Source organism: Sorangium sp. So ce145 (assembly GCF_051525985.1).
In the GTDB taxonomy this organism is placed as follows: domain Bacteria; phylum Myxococcota_A; class Polyangia; order Polyangiales; family Polyangiaceae; genus Sorangium; species Sorangium cellulosum_B.
Map to the genome: position 1 here is coordinate 6,591,861 of NZ_CP150315.1, position 17,983 is coordinate 6,609,843.

11 protein-coding genes are annotated in these 17,983 nt (G+C 72.3%); 8 read left to right on the forward strand and 3 right to left on the reverse strand.

Annotated features, from left to right (window positions below):
- Window positions 1–292 precede the first annotated feature (292 nt).
- A complete protein-coding gene (locus WMF34_RS24120; protein ID WP_157906876.1) occupies window positions 293–1,021 on the forward strand; it encodes a hypothetical protein in 729 nt (242 codons plus the stop codon).
- A 243-nt stretch (window positions 1,022–1,264) separates the two neighbouring features.
- Window positions 1,265–2,206 carry a hypothetical protein gene (locus WMF34_RS24125; RefSeq protein WP_012237304.1) on the forward strand — a complete coding sequence of 314 codons (942 nt, stop codon included), beginning with the start codon at window positions 1,265–1,267 and terminating at the stop codon, window positions 2,204–2,206.
- A 62-nt stretch (window positions 2,207–2,268) separates the two neighbouring features.
- On the opposite strand, the gene WMF34_RS24130 is transcribed toward WMF34_RS24125, so the two are convergent.
- Both WMF34_RS24130 and WMF34_RS24135 read right to left on the reverse strand, forming a co-directional pair.
- Window positions 2,269–3,975 carry a DUF6178 family protein gene (locus tag WMF34_RS24130; protein WP_437989246.1) on the reverse strand — a complete coding sequence of 569 codons (1,707 nt, stop codon included), beginning with the start codon at window positions 3,973–3,975 and terminating at the stop codon, window positions 2,269–2,271.
- Window positions 3,972–7,859 carry a serine/threonine-protein kinase gene (locus tag WMF34_RS24135; RefSeq protein WP_012237306.1) on the reverse strand — a complete coding sequence of 1,296 codons (3,888 nt, stop codon included), beginning with the start codon at window positions 7,857–7,859 and terminating at the stop codon, window positions 3,972–3,974. Before WMF34_RS24135 ends, WMF34_RS24130 begins: the two co-directional genes overlap by 4 nt.
- Before the next feature lie 304 nt (window positions 7,860–8,163).
- Between WMF34_RS24135 and WMF34_RS24140 the strand changes: the two genes are divergently transcribed.
- The 4 genes from WMF34_RS24140 (at window position 8,164) to WMF34_RS24155 (ending at window position 12,248) form a co-directional block, all read left to right on the forward strand.
- The gene (locus WMF34_RS24140; protein WP_012237307.1) at window positions 8,164–8,430 is read left to right on the forward strand and encodes a hypothetical protein; all 267 of its coding nucleotides are present in this window, start codon (window positions 8,164–8,166) and stop codon (window positions 8,428–8,430) included.
- A gap of 68 nt (window positions 8,431–8,498) precedes the next feature.
- Window positions 8,499–9,323: an SDR family oxidoreductase gene (locus tag WMF34_RS24145; RefSeq protein ID WP_437989247.1), complete on the forward strand. Its 825-nt coding sequence runs from the start codon at window positions 8,499–8,501 to the stop codon at window positions 9,321–9,323.
- 606 nt (window positions 9,324–9,929) lie between these two features.
- Entirely contained in the window at window positions 9,930–10,946 is a 1,017-nt protein-coding gene (locus tag WMF34_RS24150; protein WP_437989248.1) for a hypothetical protein, read from the forward strand.
- Between the two features lie 192 nt (window positions 10,947–11,138).
- Window positions 11,139–12,248, forward strand: a complete 1,110-nt coding sequence (locus WMF34_RS24155) for a hypothetical protein (protein WP_437989249.1) — start codon at window positions 11,139–11,141, stop codon at window positions 12,246–12,248.
- A gap of 1,154 nt (window positions 12,249–13,402) precedes the next feature.
- Here the strand turns inward: WMF34_RS24155 and WMF34_RS24160 are convergent.
- Window positions 13,403–15,829 carry a substrate-binding domain-containing protein gene (locus WMF34_RS24160; protein ID WP_437989250.1) on the reverse strand — a complete coding sequence of 809 codons (2,427 nt, stop codon included), beginning with the start codon at window positions 15,827–15,829 and terminating at the stop codon, window positions 13,403–13,405.
- A gap of 662 nt (window positions 15,830–16,491) precedes the next feature.
- On the opposite strand from WMF34_RS24160, the gene WMF34_RS24165 reads away from it, so the two are divergent.
- Both WMF34_RS24165 and WMF34_RS24170 read left to right on the forward strand, forming a co-directional pair.
- Window positions 16,492–17,289 carry a polyphosphate polymerase domain-containing protein gene (locus WMF34_RS24165; RefSeq protein ID WP_231864224.1) on the forward strand — a complete coding sequence of 266 codons (798 nt, stop codon included), beginning with the start codon at window positions 16,492–16,494 and terminating at the stop codon, window positions 17,287–17,289.
- The gene (locus WMF34_RS24170; protein ID WP_044965622.1) at window positions 17,286–17,978 is read left to right on the forward strand and encodes a DUF4956 domain-containing protein; all 693 of its coding nucleotides are present in this window, start codon (window positions 17,286–17,288) and stop codon (window positions 17,976–17,978) included. Before WMF34_RS24165 ends, WMF34_RS24170 begins: the two co-directional genes overlap by 4 nt.
- Window positions 17,979–17,983 lie beyond the last annotated feature (5 nt).

Consider the following 17,983-nt stretch of genomic DNA (forward strand, 5'->3'; position numbering starts at 1 on the left):
GAAGGCCAGTCCTGCGGTCGTGTACCATGGAGCGCGATGGACCGCGGCTTCGCGAACGCTGACGCTGCGCGCTTGCGGCGCAGACGCGCTCCGGCGACCTCGCAGCGATCCTACGCCTGCGTATCCCCATCAAGGAAAACAGCCAGGAACGTCCGGGGTGCAGCCGGCGGATCCGAGGCGGGCCTTGACGCGGCTCGCCGGAGCGCGAGCGGCGCATCGTGCCGTTCGAAGAAAACAGGCCAAAACCTCAGCAACCCACGGTGTTATGTCAGAGTGTGAGCCGCTCTGGGAGATGGAGACGTACTGGCGTGAGCTGCAGCTCTTTCACATCGCCAGGGAGGGGAATCGCCACAGGTTTTATCGAGACGCCAGAGGACTCGTGACGATCGGCATCGGACATCTGGTCGATCGAGGCGATGGCGCCTCCCACGCTCAGCGGCGTGATGTCGCGGAGAGTTTCGCCAGGGCAAACGCCTCGCACTTCAGGACCGCTGACGGCGGCCGGGCCAGCCCGGCGCAGGTCCTGGAGGACTGGGAAAGGGTGCACAGAGGCAGCGTGCGTGTCGGTCAGCTCCAACTGCCACAAGAAGGAATCGACGCGCTGTACACGCAGAGGGTCAGAGGTTATCTAGACGAGATGTACAACAGGCGGCCCTTCTCCAGCTGCCTTCCACCACGGATTCAGATGGCACTGGTCGACGCGCGCTACAATCCAGCCCGTGTATCGCTGTACCCTGGGGAAGCGACGAGAGGGGGCGACGCAGCGGAGAGGAGAGAGAGAGAAAGTGTCCGCGCGATGTGGAGCGCGTTGGATAGGGACTCGCCCGAGGCACCGCTGCACTACAATCCCCGCGCGGCGTTGGAGCTCTTCCGGCAGATCTGGCGAGGACGTGGAGGCCCCGTTTACCAGAACCGACACACGTGGCGTGTGAGTCAATTCGAGCAGGGCGTCGCGACGATGTTGGCTGACGACGAGAGCAGGTTCCACGAGCTGATCGATGACCTAGCGAGCGGGAGATGACGAGCGACGCGGCGGCCTCATGCGCCCCCTCGCGAATCTCAGACCCCGGATACCGCGGCGAGGTTCAGTTGCTTCGTGGGGTGCTCCGAACCTCGGAGCACCTACGCCGACAGATGCAACACCACACCCTCGCATTCCACAAATCCCGTGCATGACGCGCCGCTCCGCCACCTCACCGAGCGTGCCCCAGCCGCCGCGCAACGCGCCCCCGGCCGCAGCGGAGTTGGGCTATAGCCTGCCCCCATGAACCGACCCCGCCTCGTCGCCGGCGCGCTCTTTCTGACCGGCCACCTCTTCGCGCTCGGCTGCAGCGCCCCCAAGCCGGAGCCCGAGATCGCGTCGTCGGCCTCGCAGAGCGGCTACGCGGAGCGCTACCCGGCCGAGCTGCAGGCGACGGCCGCGTCGTTCGGCGAGCGCGACGACCTCGTGAAGCGCGCCACAGCGCAGTTCGCGGGCTATCCCGACCAGCTCAAGAAGCCGGACTGGAAGCAGGTCCTCGACGTCATCGAGCAGGCGGACGCGGCGGGCCGGAGCTACGACTACGTGGAGCGCGTGCGCGCCGTCGACGGCGCGGCGGCGTTCTTCAACGACAATAAGGAGGATCTCACCCGCAAGGTGAGCGGCGCCGCGCAGTACGTCGTCAAGCAGAAGGGGTGCGACGTCGACGTCACGGGCGCCACGGCGCACGCGCTCGAGGACGGCGTCGAGCGCCAGCTCGAGAAGTACGTCCGCGAGCGCAGCGAGGCGCACCGCCGCATCGAGCGCTACCGCGCCTCGCTCGGCAAGGAGAACGCCGCGACGCTCGAGAAGCAGGCCGACGCCGTGAGCTTCGTGAGCTACGTCGTCCACATCGACATGGTCGAGCACAAGCTCCGACTCCGCCGGATGCTCGAGGAGATCGAGACCATCAAGAAGTCGATCGACGAGGCGGTCCAGGCGGAGCGAGCATTCCAGTCCTCTGGCAACCGCACCGACGAGGAGAAGAAGGCGTCGGAGGCGCGCATCGAGGAGCTCGGGCGCAGCAAGGCGATGCTCGACTCGTCCGCGACCCAGGCGAAGCAGATCGACGAGACGATGGAGGAGCGCATCGCCGCGGCCCAGAAGACCTACCGCGAGGCGATGGACCGCCTGATCGCCACCCTCCGCAAGAACGCCGGCCTGCCGGCCGAGCCCCGCGAGGGCTGACCCTCTCCGCCCCCTGCGCCCCTCCCGGGGGGCGCCGCCGGCGTGGCGGCGCGACCGCTACGTCACTTCCGCGGGCCGGCACCGGTCGGAGAGCGCTTGCGGCGGGGCTTGGCGGGCGCGGCCGCCGCCGCTGCGCCCTTCGCGCCGCTCTTCTCCGGCCGCGCCAGCATCGCCTGGAGGGCCCGGACCTGCGCGGCGCGCGAGAGGAAGCGCGAGCCCCGCGCCCCTTGGCCCAGGCCCGGGGGCAGCGCCGGGAGCTCGTCCAGGAGCGCGCGGTAGGCCGACGTCGCCTCGGCCCCGAGCGCGCGCGCGATCCGATCGAGCTTGCCCCGCGAGCGCCACGGCTTGCCCGCGTCGGTGTCCGCCCCGAGCCCGGCGGCCACGCGCTCGATCTCACGGGCCGCCTGCGCGTCCGGCTGGCTCGCCGCCAGCTCGGCCAGCGCCTTCCGGAGCGCGCCGGCGGCGAAGAGCAGCACCTCGTGGTGCAGGAGGTTCCACCCGACCATGAACGCCTTCACCGCGTCGTGCTCGGCCACCGACGCGACGAGCGCGTCCGGCCCAGGTCTCTTGCGCTCCGCGCGCTCTCCGAGGAGGCGCTCGAACCCGAGGTTGCAGGTGCAGAGCGCGGCCTCGACCGCCTCGAACGGCCGGAGCGCGCGGCCGTCGTGGCTGCAGCCGGAGATGAGCACGTTCACGAGGTAGCTCAGCTCCATCAGTCGCTTCCCGTAGAGCTCCGCGTCGCGCGCCATCACCTCGCGGATCGCCTGCGTGAACAGCAGCTCTTCCCCGCGCTTCGCGCCGGCCTCGAGGAGCCGCGGCTCGGTCGCGGGCGGCAGGACGTCCGCCTCACGGAGCACCTCGAGGAAGCTCTGGAGGCCCTCCGCGGTCGGGGCGCCCTCGTCCTCGCGGGAGGTCGGCCGCCGGGTCGGCGCGGCGGGGGGTCGCGCCCTCGCCGCCGCCCGGAAATGCGCGCGCGTGACGGCGTCGTACGTGCGGGATCTCAGGATCTCTTCGAGCGGCGTGACCTTCGACAGCTCGAGGAAGCTCAGGGCCGCCGATGGGGCGACGAACCCCTCGTGCTCGCGCCGCTCTTCCCGCTCCGCGGCCACGTCGGACTCCAGCATCTCCTCGGAGGTGAGGACGTCGTAGAGGCCGCCGGAGTCCTCGATGTACTCGGTGGAGATCGCGCAGCAGCGCTCGAGCAGCGCTCGCAGGAGCGCGTGGTGCTCCCTGTCGAGCTCGACCAGGACCAGGAGGATCGCATCCCAGCTCCGGTTGTCCTTCGCGATGACGCGGAACTCCTCGAACTCTTGATACTGGCAGCCCTCGAGCGCCTTCTCCACGAGATCGTCGTCGTCCGAGCGCTCCGAGCTCGACATCTGCACGCTGAGCCCGTCGACGTCGATCACCAGGACGTGCTTGCACAGGGCCATCGTGACGAAGTCCTCGTCGAGCTCGGCGATCTTCCGCGCCGCGAACGCCTCGCCGGCCTCCAGCATGACCTCGAGCCAGAGGGCGAATCGGTCCGCGTCGAACGCCTCGTCCTTGCCCGGGCGTTCGCTGCGCCACAGATCCTCGTCGAAGATCCCCTTGAGCTGCTCGGTCGTCGCGAGCGCGACGATCTCTCCCGCGTCCTCCAGGCCGATGCGGCGGATCAGCCGGGTGAGGACCGGGGCCGCGAGCCCCTGCACGAGGTGCACGAGGTCCGGCCGCTCGAGCAGCCTCGCCACGAGGTGGCGAGGTCGGGTCGACTTGGCGATCGTCGTCATAAGGCCCCTCCCCACCTCGCCGCCATCTCCAGCGTCCGCTGGTTCTCCGGGATCGTGAGAAACCGCTCCCTCCACACCGGATCGCTGATTTTCCCCGCCCTTTCCATCAACCGCTCCCTCGCCGCCGCGATCGCCGCCGCGCAGTCCGCCTCCATCCCGTTCGCCGCCAGCGCCTCCGCGTAGACGTTCCTCACCGCGGACTCCCCCTCCTCGATCGCCCCGATCGCGTTCAGCATCGAGAACGCCTCCCCCGCCGCCGACAGCGCCTCGTCGAACCTCCCCAGCCCGAGCAGCGCCCTCGCCCTCGCCGCCACCGCCGCCGCGCGCAGCGGCGGCGCGCTCTGCAGGATCTCCGCCGCCGCCCTCGCCTCCTGCTCCGCCCCCTCGAAGTCCCGCGCGAGCAGCGCGATCCGCGCGAGGTACGTCCGCGCGCTCCCCTCCGTGCGCGGATCCCCGAGCCGCTGCGACAGGGCGATCGCCTCGCGCTCGGTCCGCTCCGCCTCCTCGATCCGCCCCCGGTAGCCGAGGACGTGCCCCAGGTTGCTGAGCGTCGCCACCGCGAGATCGTGCAACCCCATCCGCTCCGCGCCCGAGAGCGCGCTGCGCAGCACCTCCTCCGCGCCCGCGAAATCCCCGAGCTCCGCGTGCATGTACCCGACGTTCATGCGGAACGCGCACGCGTTGCCGCGGTCGCCCGCGCGCTCGAACGCCGCGAGCGCCGCGGACAGCCCCGCGAGGCACGCGCTGGGATCGCCGCTCACGAGCGCCCGGGCCGACCGCGCCGCGTGCAGCCGCGCCACCACCTCGACCTCCCGCTCCGCGAGATCCGTCCCGTCGCCCTCGATCGCCTCGATCAACGCGTCCGCGAACGCGTAGCGCCCCCCGAACACGAGCAGCTGCGCCCCCTCGCCGAGGCACATGTGCTTCGCCACGAGCGCGCCCTCCGCCTCCGCCTCGGCGGCCTGCGCCGCGCTCATCCAGCGCTCCACCCGCTCGAAGCCGCCCAGCTTGCCCGCGGCCATGGCGACGTGCTTGATCGCCGAGAACCACGCCGCGGAGCCGGCGGGCAGCCGGTCCACCGCCTCGGTCCCGCGCTGCTCCGCGAGCGCGAGCTCCCCGCGCCAGACGTGCGCCTCGGCCTCCACGAGGCGCAGCGCGCCGAGCGCCTGCGCGTTCGGGCCGCACGCGACGCCGCGCTCGGCGCGCTCGATCGCCGCGGCCAGGTCCTGCGCCCGCAGCGCCTGCTCCGCCGCGCGGCAGTACGCGGCCGCGGCCCGCGACAGCTCGCCGCCGCGCTCGAAGTGCTCGCCGAGCGCCATCGCGTCCACCGCGCCCGCGCCCGCGCGCGACAGCCACTCGCCGGCGAGCCGGTGCCCGAGCCGCCGGTCGCCGTCCGTCAGCATCCCGTAGGCCGCCTCCCGCACGATCGCGTGCTGGAAGCCGTACTCCACCTCGCCGGGCAGGCTGCCCTCGCCGCGCCGGGAGATCACCTCGCGCTGCTCCAGCTCGACCAGCTTCGGCGCGACCTGCGCCCCGCCCACGAGCGCCGACACCCCGCCCTGCCAGAACGTCTGCCCGAAGACGCTCGCCGCCCGCAGCGCCCGCCGCGCCTCGATGTCGAGCGCCTCGATGCGCGCCTGCACCATCGCCACCACCGTCTCGGGCAGGTCGGCGCCCTTGCCGTCGGCCACCGCGCGGAGCTGCTCCTCCAGGTAGAACGCGTTGCCGTCGGCGCGGTCGACGATCATCGCGAGGAGCTCCGGCGCGACGTCCTCGCCGAGCACCTGGCGCACCAGCCGCTCGCTCGCGCGCCGCGGCAGCCCCGACAGCTGCACCTCGTGGACGCCGCGCCCCGCCCAGAGCTTCGGGAAGAGCTCCCGCACCTCTGGCCGGCCGAGCGCGAGCACCATCAGCCGCTGATCGCCGAGGTTGCGGAGCGCCGAGTCGACGAGCAGCACGCTCGGCAGATCGCCCCAGTGCAGGTCCTCGAGCACGAGCAGCACGGGCCTCGCCGAGCACTCGGCCCTGAGGAGCTCCTCCCAGGCGACGCGGATCTGGTCGCTCATCAGCACGGGGCTGCGCCGCGCCGCCATCAGCTGCACGCTGTCGCCGTCGGGGAACGGCACGCCGACGAGCTCCCCGAGGAACGCCGCGGTGCGCGCCGACTCGGCGTGGCCGTACCGCGCGACGCGCGCGCGGAGCTTGCGCTGCCGCGCCTCCATGGGCTCGCCCTCGAAGAGGCCGATCGCGCGCCGCAGCGCCGGGGCGAGCAGCGCGAAGGCCGAGCCGGCGCTCATCGGGTCGCCGCGCCCGATCCACACCTCCATGTCCTCGCCGCGGTCGCGAAGCCGCCGGATCAGCTCGGAGCGCAGGCGGGATTTCCCCGCGCCCGCCGGCGCCGTCACGAGCACGGCGCTCGGCGTCGACTCCTCGACGCAGTGCGAGAACGCCGCCTCCAGCAGCGCGAGCTCGCGGTCGCGCCCGACGCAGGGCGTCGGCTTGCCGAGCAAGGGCGGCGTGGAGGCGAGCTCCTCGCGCTCGCCGTGCAGGCGGAGGCGGCCCGCGTCGCGGGTCACGTCGAACCGGGCGCCGAGCAGCCCTGCGGTCACCTCGTCCATGCAGACGGCGTCCGCGCCGGCGGGCGCGTGCGCGGGCGGCAGCAGGTGGACCGCGCGGTCGATGAGCTCGCCGACCGGCAGCCGCGCGGACATCTCCGCGCGGCCCGTGACGAGCGCGACCGGCACGCTGCCGAGCAGCGCGTTCAGCGCGAGCGCGCAGCGGGCGGACTGCGCCGCGAGGTCGGTCGGGGCGCCGCCGGCGGTGAGCACGATGAGCGGCGAGCGGGACTCCAGGATCTCGAGCTCGCCCTGGTAGCGCTCGGCGACGGCGATGAGCGCCTTGCTGCGCTCCAGGTCCTCCTCCTGCGAGCGCGTCGCCTCGGCGTCGCCGCTCGCGTCGCGCGCGAGCACGAGGCACATCATCTTCCGCTCGTTCGTGGTGATCTCGCCCCCGCGCAGGGTGTTCGACGGGCGGCTGCTCGCGGCGCCGACGCCCGCGTCGTCGAGCGCGAGCAGCTCCGCCGCGACCGCGTCGCCGTCGCGGGGCCGGTCCTTCGGCGGCTTCGCGAGCATGCGCGCGACGAGGTCGTCGAGCGCCTCGGGGATGTCCCCGCGCAGCTCCCGGAGCCGCGGCGGCTCCTCGAGGATGACCTTGATGAGCACCGAGAGCCCGTCGGCGCCCTGGAACGCCGAGCGCCCGGTGAGGCACTTGAAGAGCACGCAGCCGAGCGAGAAGACGTCGGCGCGGGGGTCGATGTTCGGCTCGCTGCGGGCCTGCTCCGGCGCCATGTAGCCCGGGGTGCCGAGCATCGTGCCGGGCATGGTGAGGTGCCGGTCCATGGCGCCGAGGCGCACCACGCCGAAGTCGATGAGCGTGACCCCCTCGATCGCGCCGCCCACGAGGAGCAGGTTGCTCGGCTTGAGGTCGCGGTGGACGATGCCGGCGCGGTGCACGACGCCGAGCGTCGACGCGATGCGCGACGCGAGCGCGATGCTCTCGGCGATCGTGAGCGAGCTGCGGGTGAGCCGCTCGGTCAGCGTCTCGCCGGCGAGCCACTCCATCGCGAGGTAGGGCTGCCCCGCGTCGGTCGCGCCGTGCGCGATGTAGCGCACGATGCCCGCGTGCCGCAGCGCGGTGAGCGCCTCGAGCGCCTCGACCTCGCGCGCGAACCGGATCGCCTCCTGGAGCCCCCGCCGCTGCAAGACCTTCAGCGCCACCGGCTCGTTCGTGACCAGATCGCAGGCGCGGTAGACGTCCCCCATCCCGCCCGAGCTGGCGAGGCGCTCGATCAGGAAGCGACGGTCGATGACGTCTCCCACGCGCATCTCGTCCCCGCCTTACCTGAGACCTCGCATGAGCCTGCTTACAACGGAGTAAACGAACTCGGCCCCGATCGCCAGCGACTCCGCCCGCAGCGGCCGGACGAGGCTGCCCGTTGCCGGCCGCAAGCCTGATCGAAGTGTTAGCTTCCAAACATCATCCATCAGCGTCAGCGTGGGGAGGGACATTTTTTCCACATCGAGGCAAAACGTCCTGTCTGCGGGGCGCGTGTCACGGGGGCGCATTGCGCTCGTCACCGCGCTTCGGCCTCGATCGCCATGGCACGACCCCTGCTGAGCCGATGGGATCATGAAGGCGAAGCTCTCGAAGAAGCAGAAGAGGAAGCTCAACAAGCTCGGCCGGAGAGCCCTCCGGCCGGTGGCCGCGGCGGCGAGCCTCGCAGCGGTGTTCGCCGCCGGCCTGTACAGCGGTGAGGCGAGAAACTATCTGAGCAGCGCGAAGACCGCCGTGAGCCGCAAGGTGAGGGCGTGGGCGAGCGCGCTGGGCGGTTCGAAGCTGGCCAATGGCGTATCGGGGAGAGCTCACCCCGACGTCGAGCTTTCGCAGCCGTCATGAGGCGCGCCGCCGCGGGCCTGCACGAGCGCCTCGCGCCTCGGGCGGTCCTGGGGTAGGTTCGGCCGCCGATGGACACCCGAACTTACTTCCAGGGCAAGAGCGTTCTCATCACCGGCGGTTCCAGCGGCATCGGGCTGTCGTTCGCGCGGCTCGTCGCGGGGTACGGCGCCGCGGTGACGCTGGTGGCGCGCCGCCGCGCGCTCCTCGACGAGGCCGCCGTGGGCATCCGGCGCGAGCACCCGTCCGCGCGGGTCGACGTCCTGGAGCTCGACATCAGCCGGGCGGACGACGTGGCCCGGGCGATGGAGTCGCGGCTCGCCGACCGGCCGATCGATCACCTCGTGAACAACGCGGGCGTGGTGATGCCGGGGCGCTTCCTCGAGCTGCCGGTGGAGCAGTTCCGGGGCATGATGGACGTGAACTTCTTTGGCGCGGTGCACCTGTGCAAGGCGGTGCTCCCGGCGATGGCGGCGCGCGGCAGCGGCCATGTGCTCAACGTCTCGTCGCTCGCGGGCGTGATCGGCATCTACGGTTACACGCCGTACGCGGCGAGCAAGTTCGCGCTGATCGGCTTCTCGCAGGCGCTGCGCGCGGAGATGTGGCCTCACGGGGTGCGGGTGAGCGTGTGCATGCCGCCCGACACCGACACTCCGCAGCTGGCGTTCGAGAACCAGTACAAGCCGGCGGAGACGAAGGCCATCGCTGGCAACGTGAAGACGCTCGAGCCGGACGCGGTGGCGCGCAGCATGGCCGACGGCATGGCGCGCGGGCGGTTCGAGATCTACCCCGACGTGGGCTCGCGGGTGAGCGCGATCGCGCAGGGGGTCATTCCTGGGGTGGTCCGGTGGGTCTGCGACAGCGCGCAGCGGAAGGCCGGGCCGGCGATGGGGTGAGCGCGGGAGAGCGATAGAAGGGCGGGACTCGCCGCCTGAGGTCCTCCCCGCGCCGCGAGGGATCTGCACGCGATGGGTGACGGCGTCCGAGCGCGGGCCGTGTCGATCGAGGCCCGCGACCTCTTGCTCTCACGCGCGGCAAAGAAACATTGAGGACCCCGAGCGCCTCCGGGGCTACCTCGATAACGTGCCCGAGGACGCGCGCATCCTCGCCCTGGCCGCCACCTGGGAGCGAGCCGCGTCATCGGACCGCGCGAGCCTGGTCGGCTCGCGCCGGCGATTGGCAATTTATCGACAACTCCAGACACTACCATTGAATTTACACCTGGCGTCCCCCGTGAACGAGCGCCGACACGCGGACGAAACGGTCTTCAGCAGAGCGCGTGAGCACCGGAGCAAATACCATCATCGAGAGGGCGCGCATGCGCGCGCCGCTCCAGCGCGCGAGATCGCGCCTGGTCGACCTCCATCGCCTGGCCCTCCGGCACCCCGGCGGCTTCCAGGGCTTCCACCGACAGCCTCCTTCTGGTACGTGGGGCCGTCGCCCGGGGCCCTCGCTCCGGAGCGGCCCTTCAGACCGAGGCTCGGCCAAGGAGATCCGCACCCGTGCTAAGGAACACACGCCGCGTCGCCGCGCTCCCGCTGTGCATCGCCCTGCTGGCCGGCGCGGCGGAGGGTCGCGCCGAGGCCCCTTCGGAGGCGGTCGCGCGGCTCATGGCGCAGGCGAACGCGGCCGCTCGCGAGGCTCGGCTCGCCGACTCGCGCGACCTGTGGATGGCGGTCTGGCGGCTGGAGCGCGCCCAGGTCGCCGCGTGCAACATCGGGGCGCTGTCGCTCCGGCTCGGCGACGCGCCGGCCGCCGTGCGCTGGCTGTCGCTCTGCCAGGAGATCATGCGCGCGCCGAGGACGCCCGCGGAGCGCGCGCTGGTCGCGTCGCGGCTCAGCGACCTGGCCCGCGCGCGGCAGCTCGCCGGCGAGCTCCACGTGGTCGCCCCCGCGGGCTCGAAGATCACGATCGACGGCGCGCCCGCCGAGCTCGAGGGCGACAAGCCCATCCCCGTCGCCCCCGGCCACCACGTGGTGCGCGCCGTGCTGGACGGCAACGTCGCGACGGCCGAGATCGACGTGCCGCGCGGCGAGGCGCGGGAGGTCGTGCTCACGTTCGCTGCCCGGCCCGCCGGCGTCCCTGCGCCGCTCCCAGGCCTCCCGGCCGCGCCCGCAGGCGCGCCGGCGCCGCCCCCCGGCCCCCGCGCCTCCCCCCTCGCCCCCCCGCCTCCCTGGCCCGGGCCGCGGCCGGAGCTCGTCGCCGGCGGCTTCGGGCTCTCCGCCACCCTGGCGGCGATCGGCGGCGTGATGCTCGTCGGCGCGGAGAAGAAGGACGACGCGGGCGACACCGCCGCGCTCTCCGCAGGGCCGAACCGTTGCTTCCGGCTGACCCGGCCGATTTGCCAGCAGTCGGCGTCGGCCTACGACGACGCGATCGCCTACCGGGGCGTGGGCCTCGCCGGCCTCATCGCGGGAGGGGCCGTCCTGGCCGCCACGCTCGGCTACACGTTCTATCCGCGCGGACCGGCAGAGATGACGGTGTCGACCAAGGGGCTTACGTTGACGAGCACGTTTTGATGTGCGCTTCGACCTTGCCACTGCTCTGACCGAAGGCCGCTCCGCACGCTGCGCGATCTTGCGAAAACTTGCGTGACGGCGGCCGCCTGACCGCGGCATACTGCGCCCCGAGACCACCTGGCAAACGACACCCCGGCGGATTGGGGCCGCCTGGGTGCCGGCGCCACAGCCTCGTGCCGGAGGACTGGACGCATGGGTAGACCCATCGCGCGTTGTGCTGCTGCTCTGCTCATTCTCATCACCTCGGTGACCTTCTTTGCGTGCGGCGATGGGCCCTACGTGGGCGGACGGTGCGCGACCACGGACCACTGCCAGTCGGACCAGCAGAATGTGCCGGGCACGATCTGCGTCGATGAGCACTGCGAGTGTGGCGAGCCGGGGAAGGTCGTCTGCTGCGCGCGCGGCGACGACAGGCCGAACTGCTTCGAGGAGTGCCGGACCTGCGACGAGTGCGCCGAGGGCACGGAGGAGTGCTCGGGGGTGCCGGTTCCGCCGGGGGGCTGCGAGGGCGACGCGGACTGCGCGGGCCCGCCGGGGGGCTGCGAGGGCGACGCGGACTGCGCGGGCCCGCCGGACCCGCGGTGCGGCGTGGGAAGGTGCGTGGACGGCGCGTGCGTCGTGGAGATCGAGCGGGGCCCGATCGCCTCGCAGATCCGCGGCGATTGCAAGGTCGAGGAGTGCACGGCCGACGGCCGCGTGGTCAGCGTGGCGGCCGTCGACCCCTACGACGACGGCAACCAGTGCACCCTCGACGCCTGCGACATCGACGAGCCGCGACATCTCCTGTTGGAGGGTGTCGCATGTCCCGCCTCGGGCGCCGGACGATGCCATGAGGGCGCGTGCGTGCAGTGCGTGGCCACAGGCCCGACGGTGCTGTGCCCCGGCGGGCTCGCGTGTGATGGCGTCTGGTGCGTGCCGGAGCACTGCGTGAACGGCGCGCGAGATGAGGGGCTCCGCGAAACGGGATTGGACTGCGGCGGTTCATGCCGTCCCTGCCCATCGGGCGAGCGCTGCGAGGCCGCCGCGGACTGTGAGAGCGGCGTGTGCACCAACGGAAGCTGCATGATCCCGACGTGCAGCGATGGCGTGAAGAACGGCCGTGAGGCCGGCGTCGACTGCGGTAAGCAATATTGCCCGCGCTGCCCGCCGGGCGAGGGCTGCAAGACCGGCGCAGACTGCCTGAGCCGCGTGTGCTGGAGCGGCGTCTGCGAGGAGCCCACCTGCACCGACGGCGTGAAGAACGGCGACGAGGCCGGCGTCGACTGCGGCGGCGCGGCGTGCGCCACGGCGTGCCCCGGGTGATCGCGCCGCGGGCAGGAGGCCGACGACGGCCGTGAGCTTCCAGGAGAGCACGCTGCCCGGTAGGACCTCGCCGCCAGGCTCGTCGACGAGTTGCTTCATCGCGCCGGCCTGCGGGTCGATCCCCGCTCGGACGGCGGCGCCCTCACGCTCTCCATCTCGCGATCTCCCTGACCGTCGTTGATCCCTGAGTCCCTCGGGATCCCACGGGCGCCTCCGCCGCCGCGCCGTCCGCCGAGCGCGACGACTCAGACGACACGAGTTCACCAGAGACGCCACCCTCCCCTCGTCCGGGCCAGACGCCGGCCACCCCCCACGAACGCGCCGCCGTCGATCAGGGCGCTCCCGCTTGCCTCTCGCGGCCACGGCGCCGCATGGACACGGCCAACGCCCGCGCAAGCACCTCGTGCAGGCGATGACGGCGTTCGTGTGGAAACACGGAATCAGCGAAGCATCACGGGAGGACAGGGCCGAAAAATGACGAGCAAGATCATCTTCAGGTATGCCGCGCTGTGGACATGCATCGCACTTGGCGCGCGATCGCTCACCGGTTGTGTCGTCGACAGCTCATCTTACCACGAGACACCGCAGGACGGAGACCCGTCAGAGGCTATGCCGGCCCAGAGCGCCCTCAGCCGCCCGCCGCAGGGGGACCTCGCCACGGCGGTGTCCTGGTCTGACTTCCCTCACGTCTGCGACTTCGGCTTCCTCGGGGGCGCGGCGTGCGACCAGTACTGCAAGAGCCAAAGGCACGCAGTGTGCGGCTATTGCGAATGGAATGACACCGAGCGTAGAAATCAGTGCCAATGCCAGTCGGATCCTCAGCGCTGCTCGCAATAGCCGTCGCTCCGCGATGTCCCTGAGGCGTCTCGACCTCCGAGAGCCCATCTCCAACGGGGCCCTCCGTCAGGTCACCTCGGGCCGCGGCGCCAAAGGGTGGGCCGCCGCGGATCAAACGCCACGCTGCCCCCGCACATCATGAGCTCATGTCGCCCCCGCTCCCTGGAGCAGGTGGATTCGAACACGCCCCGCAACCCTGAGGTGCTCGAAGCTCGGACACGTTGCCTTCGACTTTTCTGTTTGGGTCGTTCACGCGAGGCGCGACATCGACGGGGTACGTCCGCTAACCTCGCGTCGGGGGAATCCTGTGTCGCGGCTCAGCGACGTCGCTTCGCCTCGCGGCGGCGCACCCTCGAGAGCGCATGGCGGAAGCCGCTCGCCAGGTTGGCGTGCGTCACCATCGAGCCGACGTCCAGGCCTTGCCGGACCATCATCTGCGCGACCTCCGGGCGGATGCCGACCAGCACCGCCTCGGCGCCGAGCAGCGCGGCCGCCTGCGCCGCCTCGACGAGCCGGGACGCCGCCGTCGCGTCGACGAACGCCATGCCGGTGACGTCGATCAGCACGACGTGCGCGCGCTTCGCGTCGATCTCGCGGAGCATCGACGCGATGAAGTCGCTGGAGCGCTGCGCATCCATGACGCCCACGACGGGCATCACGAGGATGCCGTCCGCGATGGGCACCACGGGGCTCGAGAGCTCGCGGATCGTCTGGAGCATCGCCGCTTGCTGCAGGTTGGCGCGCTCGAGCTCCTCGCTCCGCGCGGAGACGCGGCGGAGCAGCCGGGCGTTCTCGACGCCGATCGCCACCGTGCCGGCGACGCGGACCAGGAACGCCACGTCGCACGCGCCGCACGCCTCCCTGCGAGCGCTGCTCATGACGAGGGCGCCGAGGACGTTGCCGCGGCCTCGCATTGGCACGGCGATGGCCGTGCGCGCGCCGTCGTGCGCGGCAGGCAGGGCCGCGTCCGCGCCCCCCTCGGCGGGGTCGATCACGACCGGCCGGCCCGACACGATCGCGCGGCGCACGAGCGAGCGCATCGGGATCGCGACCTGGTCCTCGACGACGGAGCACGAGGGCGGCGGGAGCCCGATCATCATGACCTCGATCGCAGAGGCGGCGGGCGCGCTCCGGCCGCCGTTCCCGGACGCGGCCCGGCGGGCGGCCTCGAGAGAGAGGTAATCGCTCAGCGTCGTGGACCACGGCGTCTGCTCGAGGGTGACGCAATCGACGCGGGTGTGGAGGACACGGGAAGGCGGCAGCTCGGCGAGGGTCGGCCCGACGCCGCGCGTGATCATCCGGTGGATCGTCTCGATGGCGCGGAAGCCCATGTCGTCCTCGCGCTGGACGATCGTCGCGTGGATCGCCCCTTGCCGGAGCAGGGCGACCGTGCGGGCGACGAGATCGAAGCCGACGACCTTGAGATCTCCGGCCCTGCCGAGGGCTTGCGCCGCGCGGCCCCAGGACGGCCCGTTGTCCGCCGCGGCGCCGAAGGCGCCCGCGACGTCGGGCCGCCCCTCCAGCGCCGCCGTGGCGAGCCGCGTCCCGGCCTCCTGATCCCAGTCGCACGGGATCGTCGGCAGCACCGTGAGGTTCGACCCGAGCGCCGCCGCCCAGAAGCCATCGACGCGCTCGCGGATGTTCAGCGCGAGCCCCACGGCGCCCAGGGACGCGACGACGCCGCCGCCCGGGAGCAGCCGCTTCATCACCTCGGCCGCCAGCCTGCCCGACGCCACGTTGTCCGTCCCGATGTAGAGCGGCGCCCGGCTGCCCGGGATCGGAGGCGTGTCGATCACGACGACCGGGATGTCCCTCTCGGCCGCCCGCCGGAACGCCTCCTCCGCGCTCTCGGGGTCGGTGGGCGCGACGATGATGCCGGACATGCGCCGGCCGATCGCCTCGTCGAGCAGGGCGCGCTGGGAGCCGTCGCCGTCGCCGCCGTGACCGGTCCGCCAGTCGATGGAGACGCCGAGGGGCCGCGCGGCGCTGTCCGCGCCGGCGCGGATGTTCTGGAAGTAGGTCGTCGGCTCCGACGCCGGAGCCCGGTAGACGCGGGCGCAGAGATCGCCCCGCGCGAGCCCGGGACCGTCCCCGACGCGGTCCTCATCGAGCAGCCAGATCTCCACCGTGTCCCAGCTCGGATCGAGCTGCACGCTCTTGATGCCGTGAGCGATGGTCTCGATGAGGTCGTGCAGTTCGAGCGTCGTGCCCACCGCGTGGAGCAGCCGCTCGAACAGGCGGATCTCCTGCGCCGCGCTCGCCTTGTCGTCATAGAGCCTGTGCCGCTCCAGCGCATCTCCGGCCGTGCCCGCGAGGACCTCGATCGTGGCGCGGCGCTCCTCGTCCGGAGACTCCATGGTGGCCAGCTCGATCGCGAGGTAGCCGGCCGGCTCGCCGCACAGCTGGATGGGCGCGACGAGCACCCCGGCGCCTTCGGGTACGCCGCAGCCCGCCTCGAGCGCGAAAGGCAGGTACGTCCGGTACCACGCCCGCGCATCGACGATGCGGCTCGCGTGCGCGCCGTCGGAGGGCGCCGCCGCGCCGAGCGCGCCCCCCTCGACCACCGCGCCGACCGGAACGCGCGAGGAGACCCCATGTGGCGCGTCGAACCCGACGAGCGCTCGGGCCGCGAAGCGGTCGCCCTCGCGGAGCAGCAGGCTCCCGCGCGGCGCGTGCGGGACGACGGCCATGGCCCGCCGCACGATCTGCTGGAGGACGGCGAGGAGGTCGGGTACCTGACGCATGCGGACCGTTCGACGATCTCGCCTGGATCCAGGCGGCCTTCAACAACTTCGCGCGAGATCGATCGATCGGGTCAATCGGGGGTCGGAAGGGGCTGCGCGGCCGAGAGGCGGCGCGGCTCGCGCCGGTCACGGCGATACCGCCGAGCCGAGCCGCTCGAGCGCGCCAGCCGAGCCGAGAGCGACATCGACGCGCTGGCTGCGGGGCACATGCGCCGACACCGCGCGTCGAGGAGCGCGAGCGTGGTGCGTCGCGCCGGCGTCGCCGCCGGCGAGGGACCGCTCACGACATCGACTCGCGACGACGCGATCATGAGCTGGGCGCTCGTGGCACAAACAGGCAGCGACCTCCGCCCGCGCGCGGGCCGATGCCGGGGAGCGCGCCGGCCCGCGTCACCCCGGCAGCCGAAGGCCCGCCCCGCCGGCGCCGACCCCGAGCCCCTGTCAGCCCACGGCAAGGAGCAGCGCCCGCGCGGGCCCCGAGCCGCGCCCGGGCGCTCCCCCGCAGCGCTGCCGCAGGCGCGCAGATTGCACGCGCAGGTTGCAGGGGAAGCGCAAAGATCTCGGGAGGCGGCCATGGATTCCGCTTGCGGACGCCGGCGAAATTTGTGTCATTATTGCGCGGTTACCGTAACAACTTTGCGACGCGCAGCAGCGCGGCGCGCTTGCCCTTGACGACCGAGGAGGCGAGAGTCCTGGACGTCATCGAACGATACGAGTTCAAATACCTGGTACCGGAGCGTCTGGTCCCGGCGATCCGGGCCACCGCGTGCGCGATCGGCCGGTTGGACCGGTACGCCGGCCCGGGCGGCGTGTACCGCATCCGGTCGCTCTACCTCGACACCCGCGGGTTCGACCTCTACTGGGCCAACGCCCGCGAGCAGCGCGACCGCTTCAAGCTGCGGGTGCGCACCTATCCCGGGAAGACCAGCCCGGCCTTCCTGGAGGTGAAGCGGCGCGTCCAGGATGTGATCATCAAGTCGCGCGCGGCGGTGCCAGCGAGCGAGTGGCGCGATCTGCTCGCGCCCGGCCGCCCCCCCTCGCTCGATCGGCTCTCGCCGGGCGCGCGGAAGGGCGCGGAGAAGTTCATCGGCGCGCTCCACCGCCACGACCTCAGGCCGACGCTCCTGGTCGACTATGAGCGCGAGGCGTACGAGAGCACCCTCGACAGCTACGCGCGCCTGACGTTTGACCGGAAGATCGTCTGTCAGCGCAGGGAAACGATGGATCTCGACGCCTCCGAGGGGGGGTGGCGCCCGGTCGACCACCCCGTCCAGACGCAGACGCCGGAGCCCGTCTGCGTCCTCGAGCTCAAGTTCGAGCGCAGGCCGCCTGCGTGGATGGTCGCGCTCGTGCGGCGCCTCGACCTCGTCCGGCACTCGTTCTCCAAGTACTGCTACGGCGTCACCGCGCAGCTGACGCTCCCGGAGGCGCGGGCGGCCCGGGTCGCAGGGTGGCAATGATGGACTGGCTGACGGCGCTCTCGCACGGCGAGGCCGTCGAGTGGCGCGACGCGCTCGTCGCCCTGCTCGTCGCCTTCGGGCTCACGCAGGGCATCGCCGGCGTCTACATGCTCACGTTCCGCGGCCTCTCGTACTCCCGGACGGTCGTCCAGAGCATGGCGCTGGGCAGCATCATCACGTGCACGCTCATGCTCGCCGTCGGCAACAACATCGCGGCCGGCATCGGGATCGCGGGGGGCGTCTCCGCGATCCGGTTCCGCACCACGATGCGCGACCCGCGCGACGTCGTGTTCGTCTTCGCGTCGCTCACCATCGGCATGGCGAGCGGCGCGCGGGCCTACGGCGCGGCGATCGCGGGGGCGGCGATGTTCGGCGTCGCGACGCTCTTGCTCCACGTCACCGGCTACGGGTCGCGCCGGCAGCCGGACGGGCTGCTCCGGTTCGTGGCGCCGGCCGGCCAGGCCGGCGCGGAGATCGCCGGCCCGATCACCGGCATCCTCCGCGAGCACTGCGGCACCTTCTCGCTCGTGACCCTGCGCGAGGCGGCGCAGGGCACGGTCATGGAGCACGCCTACCAGATCCGCGTTCGCCACCCCGACATGCGGGCCGGCCTCGTGACGAGCCTGCAGGCGTTGCCCGGCGTGGCGGACGTGAGCCTGATGCTCCAGGAGCCGACGCTGGACCTCTGATCACG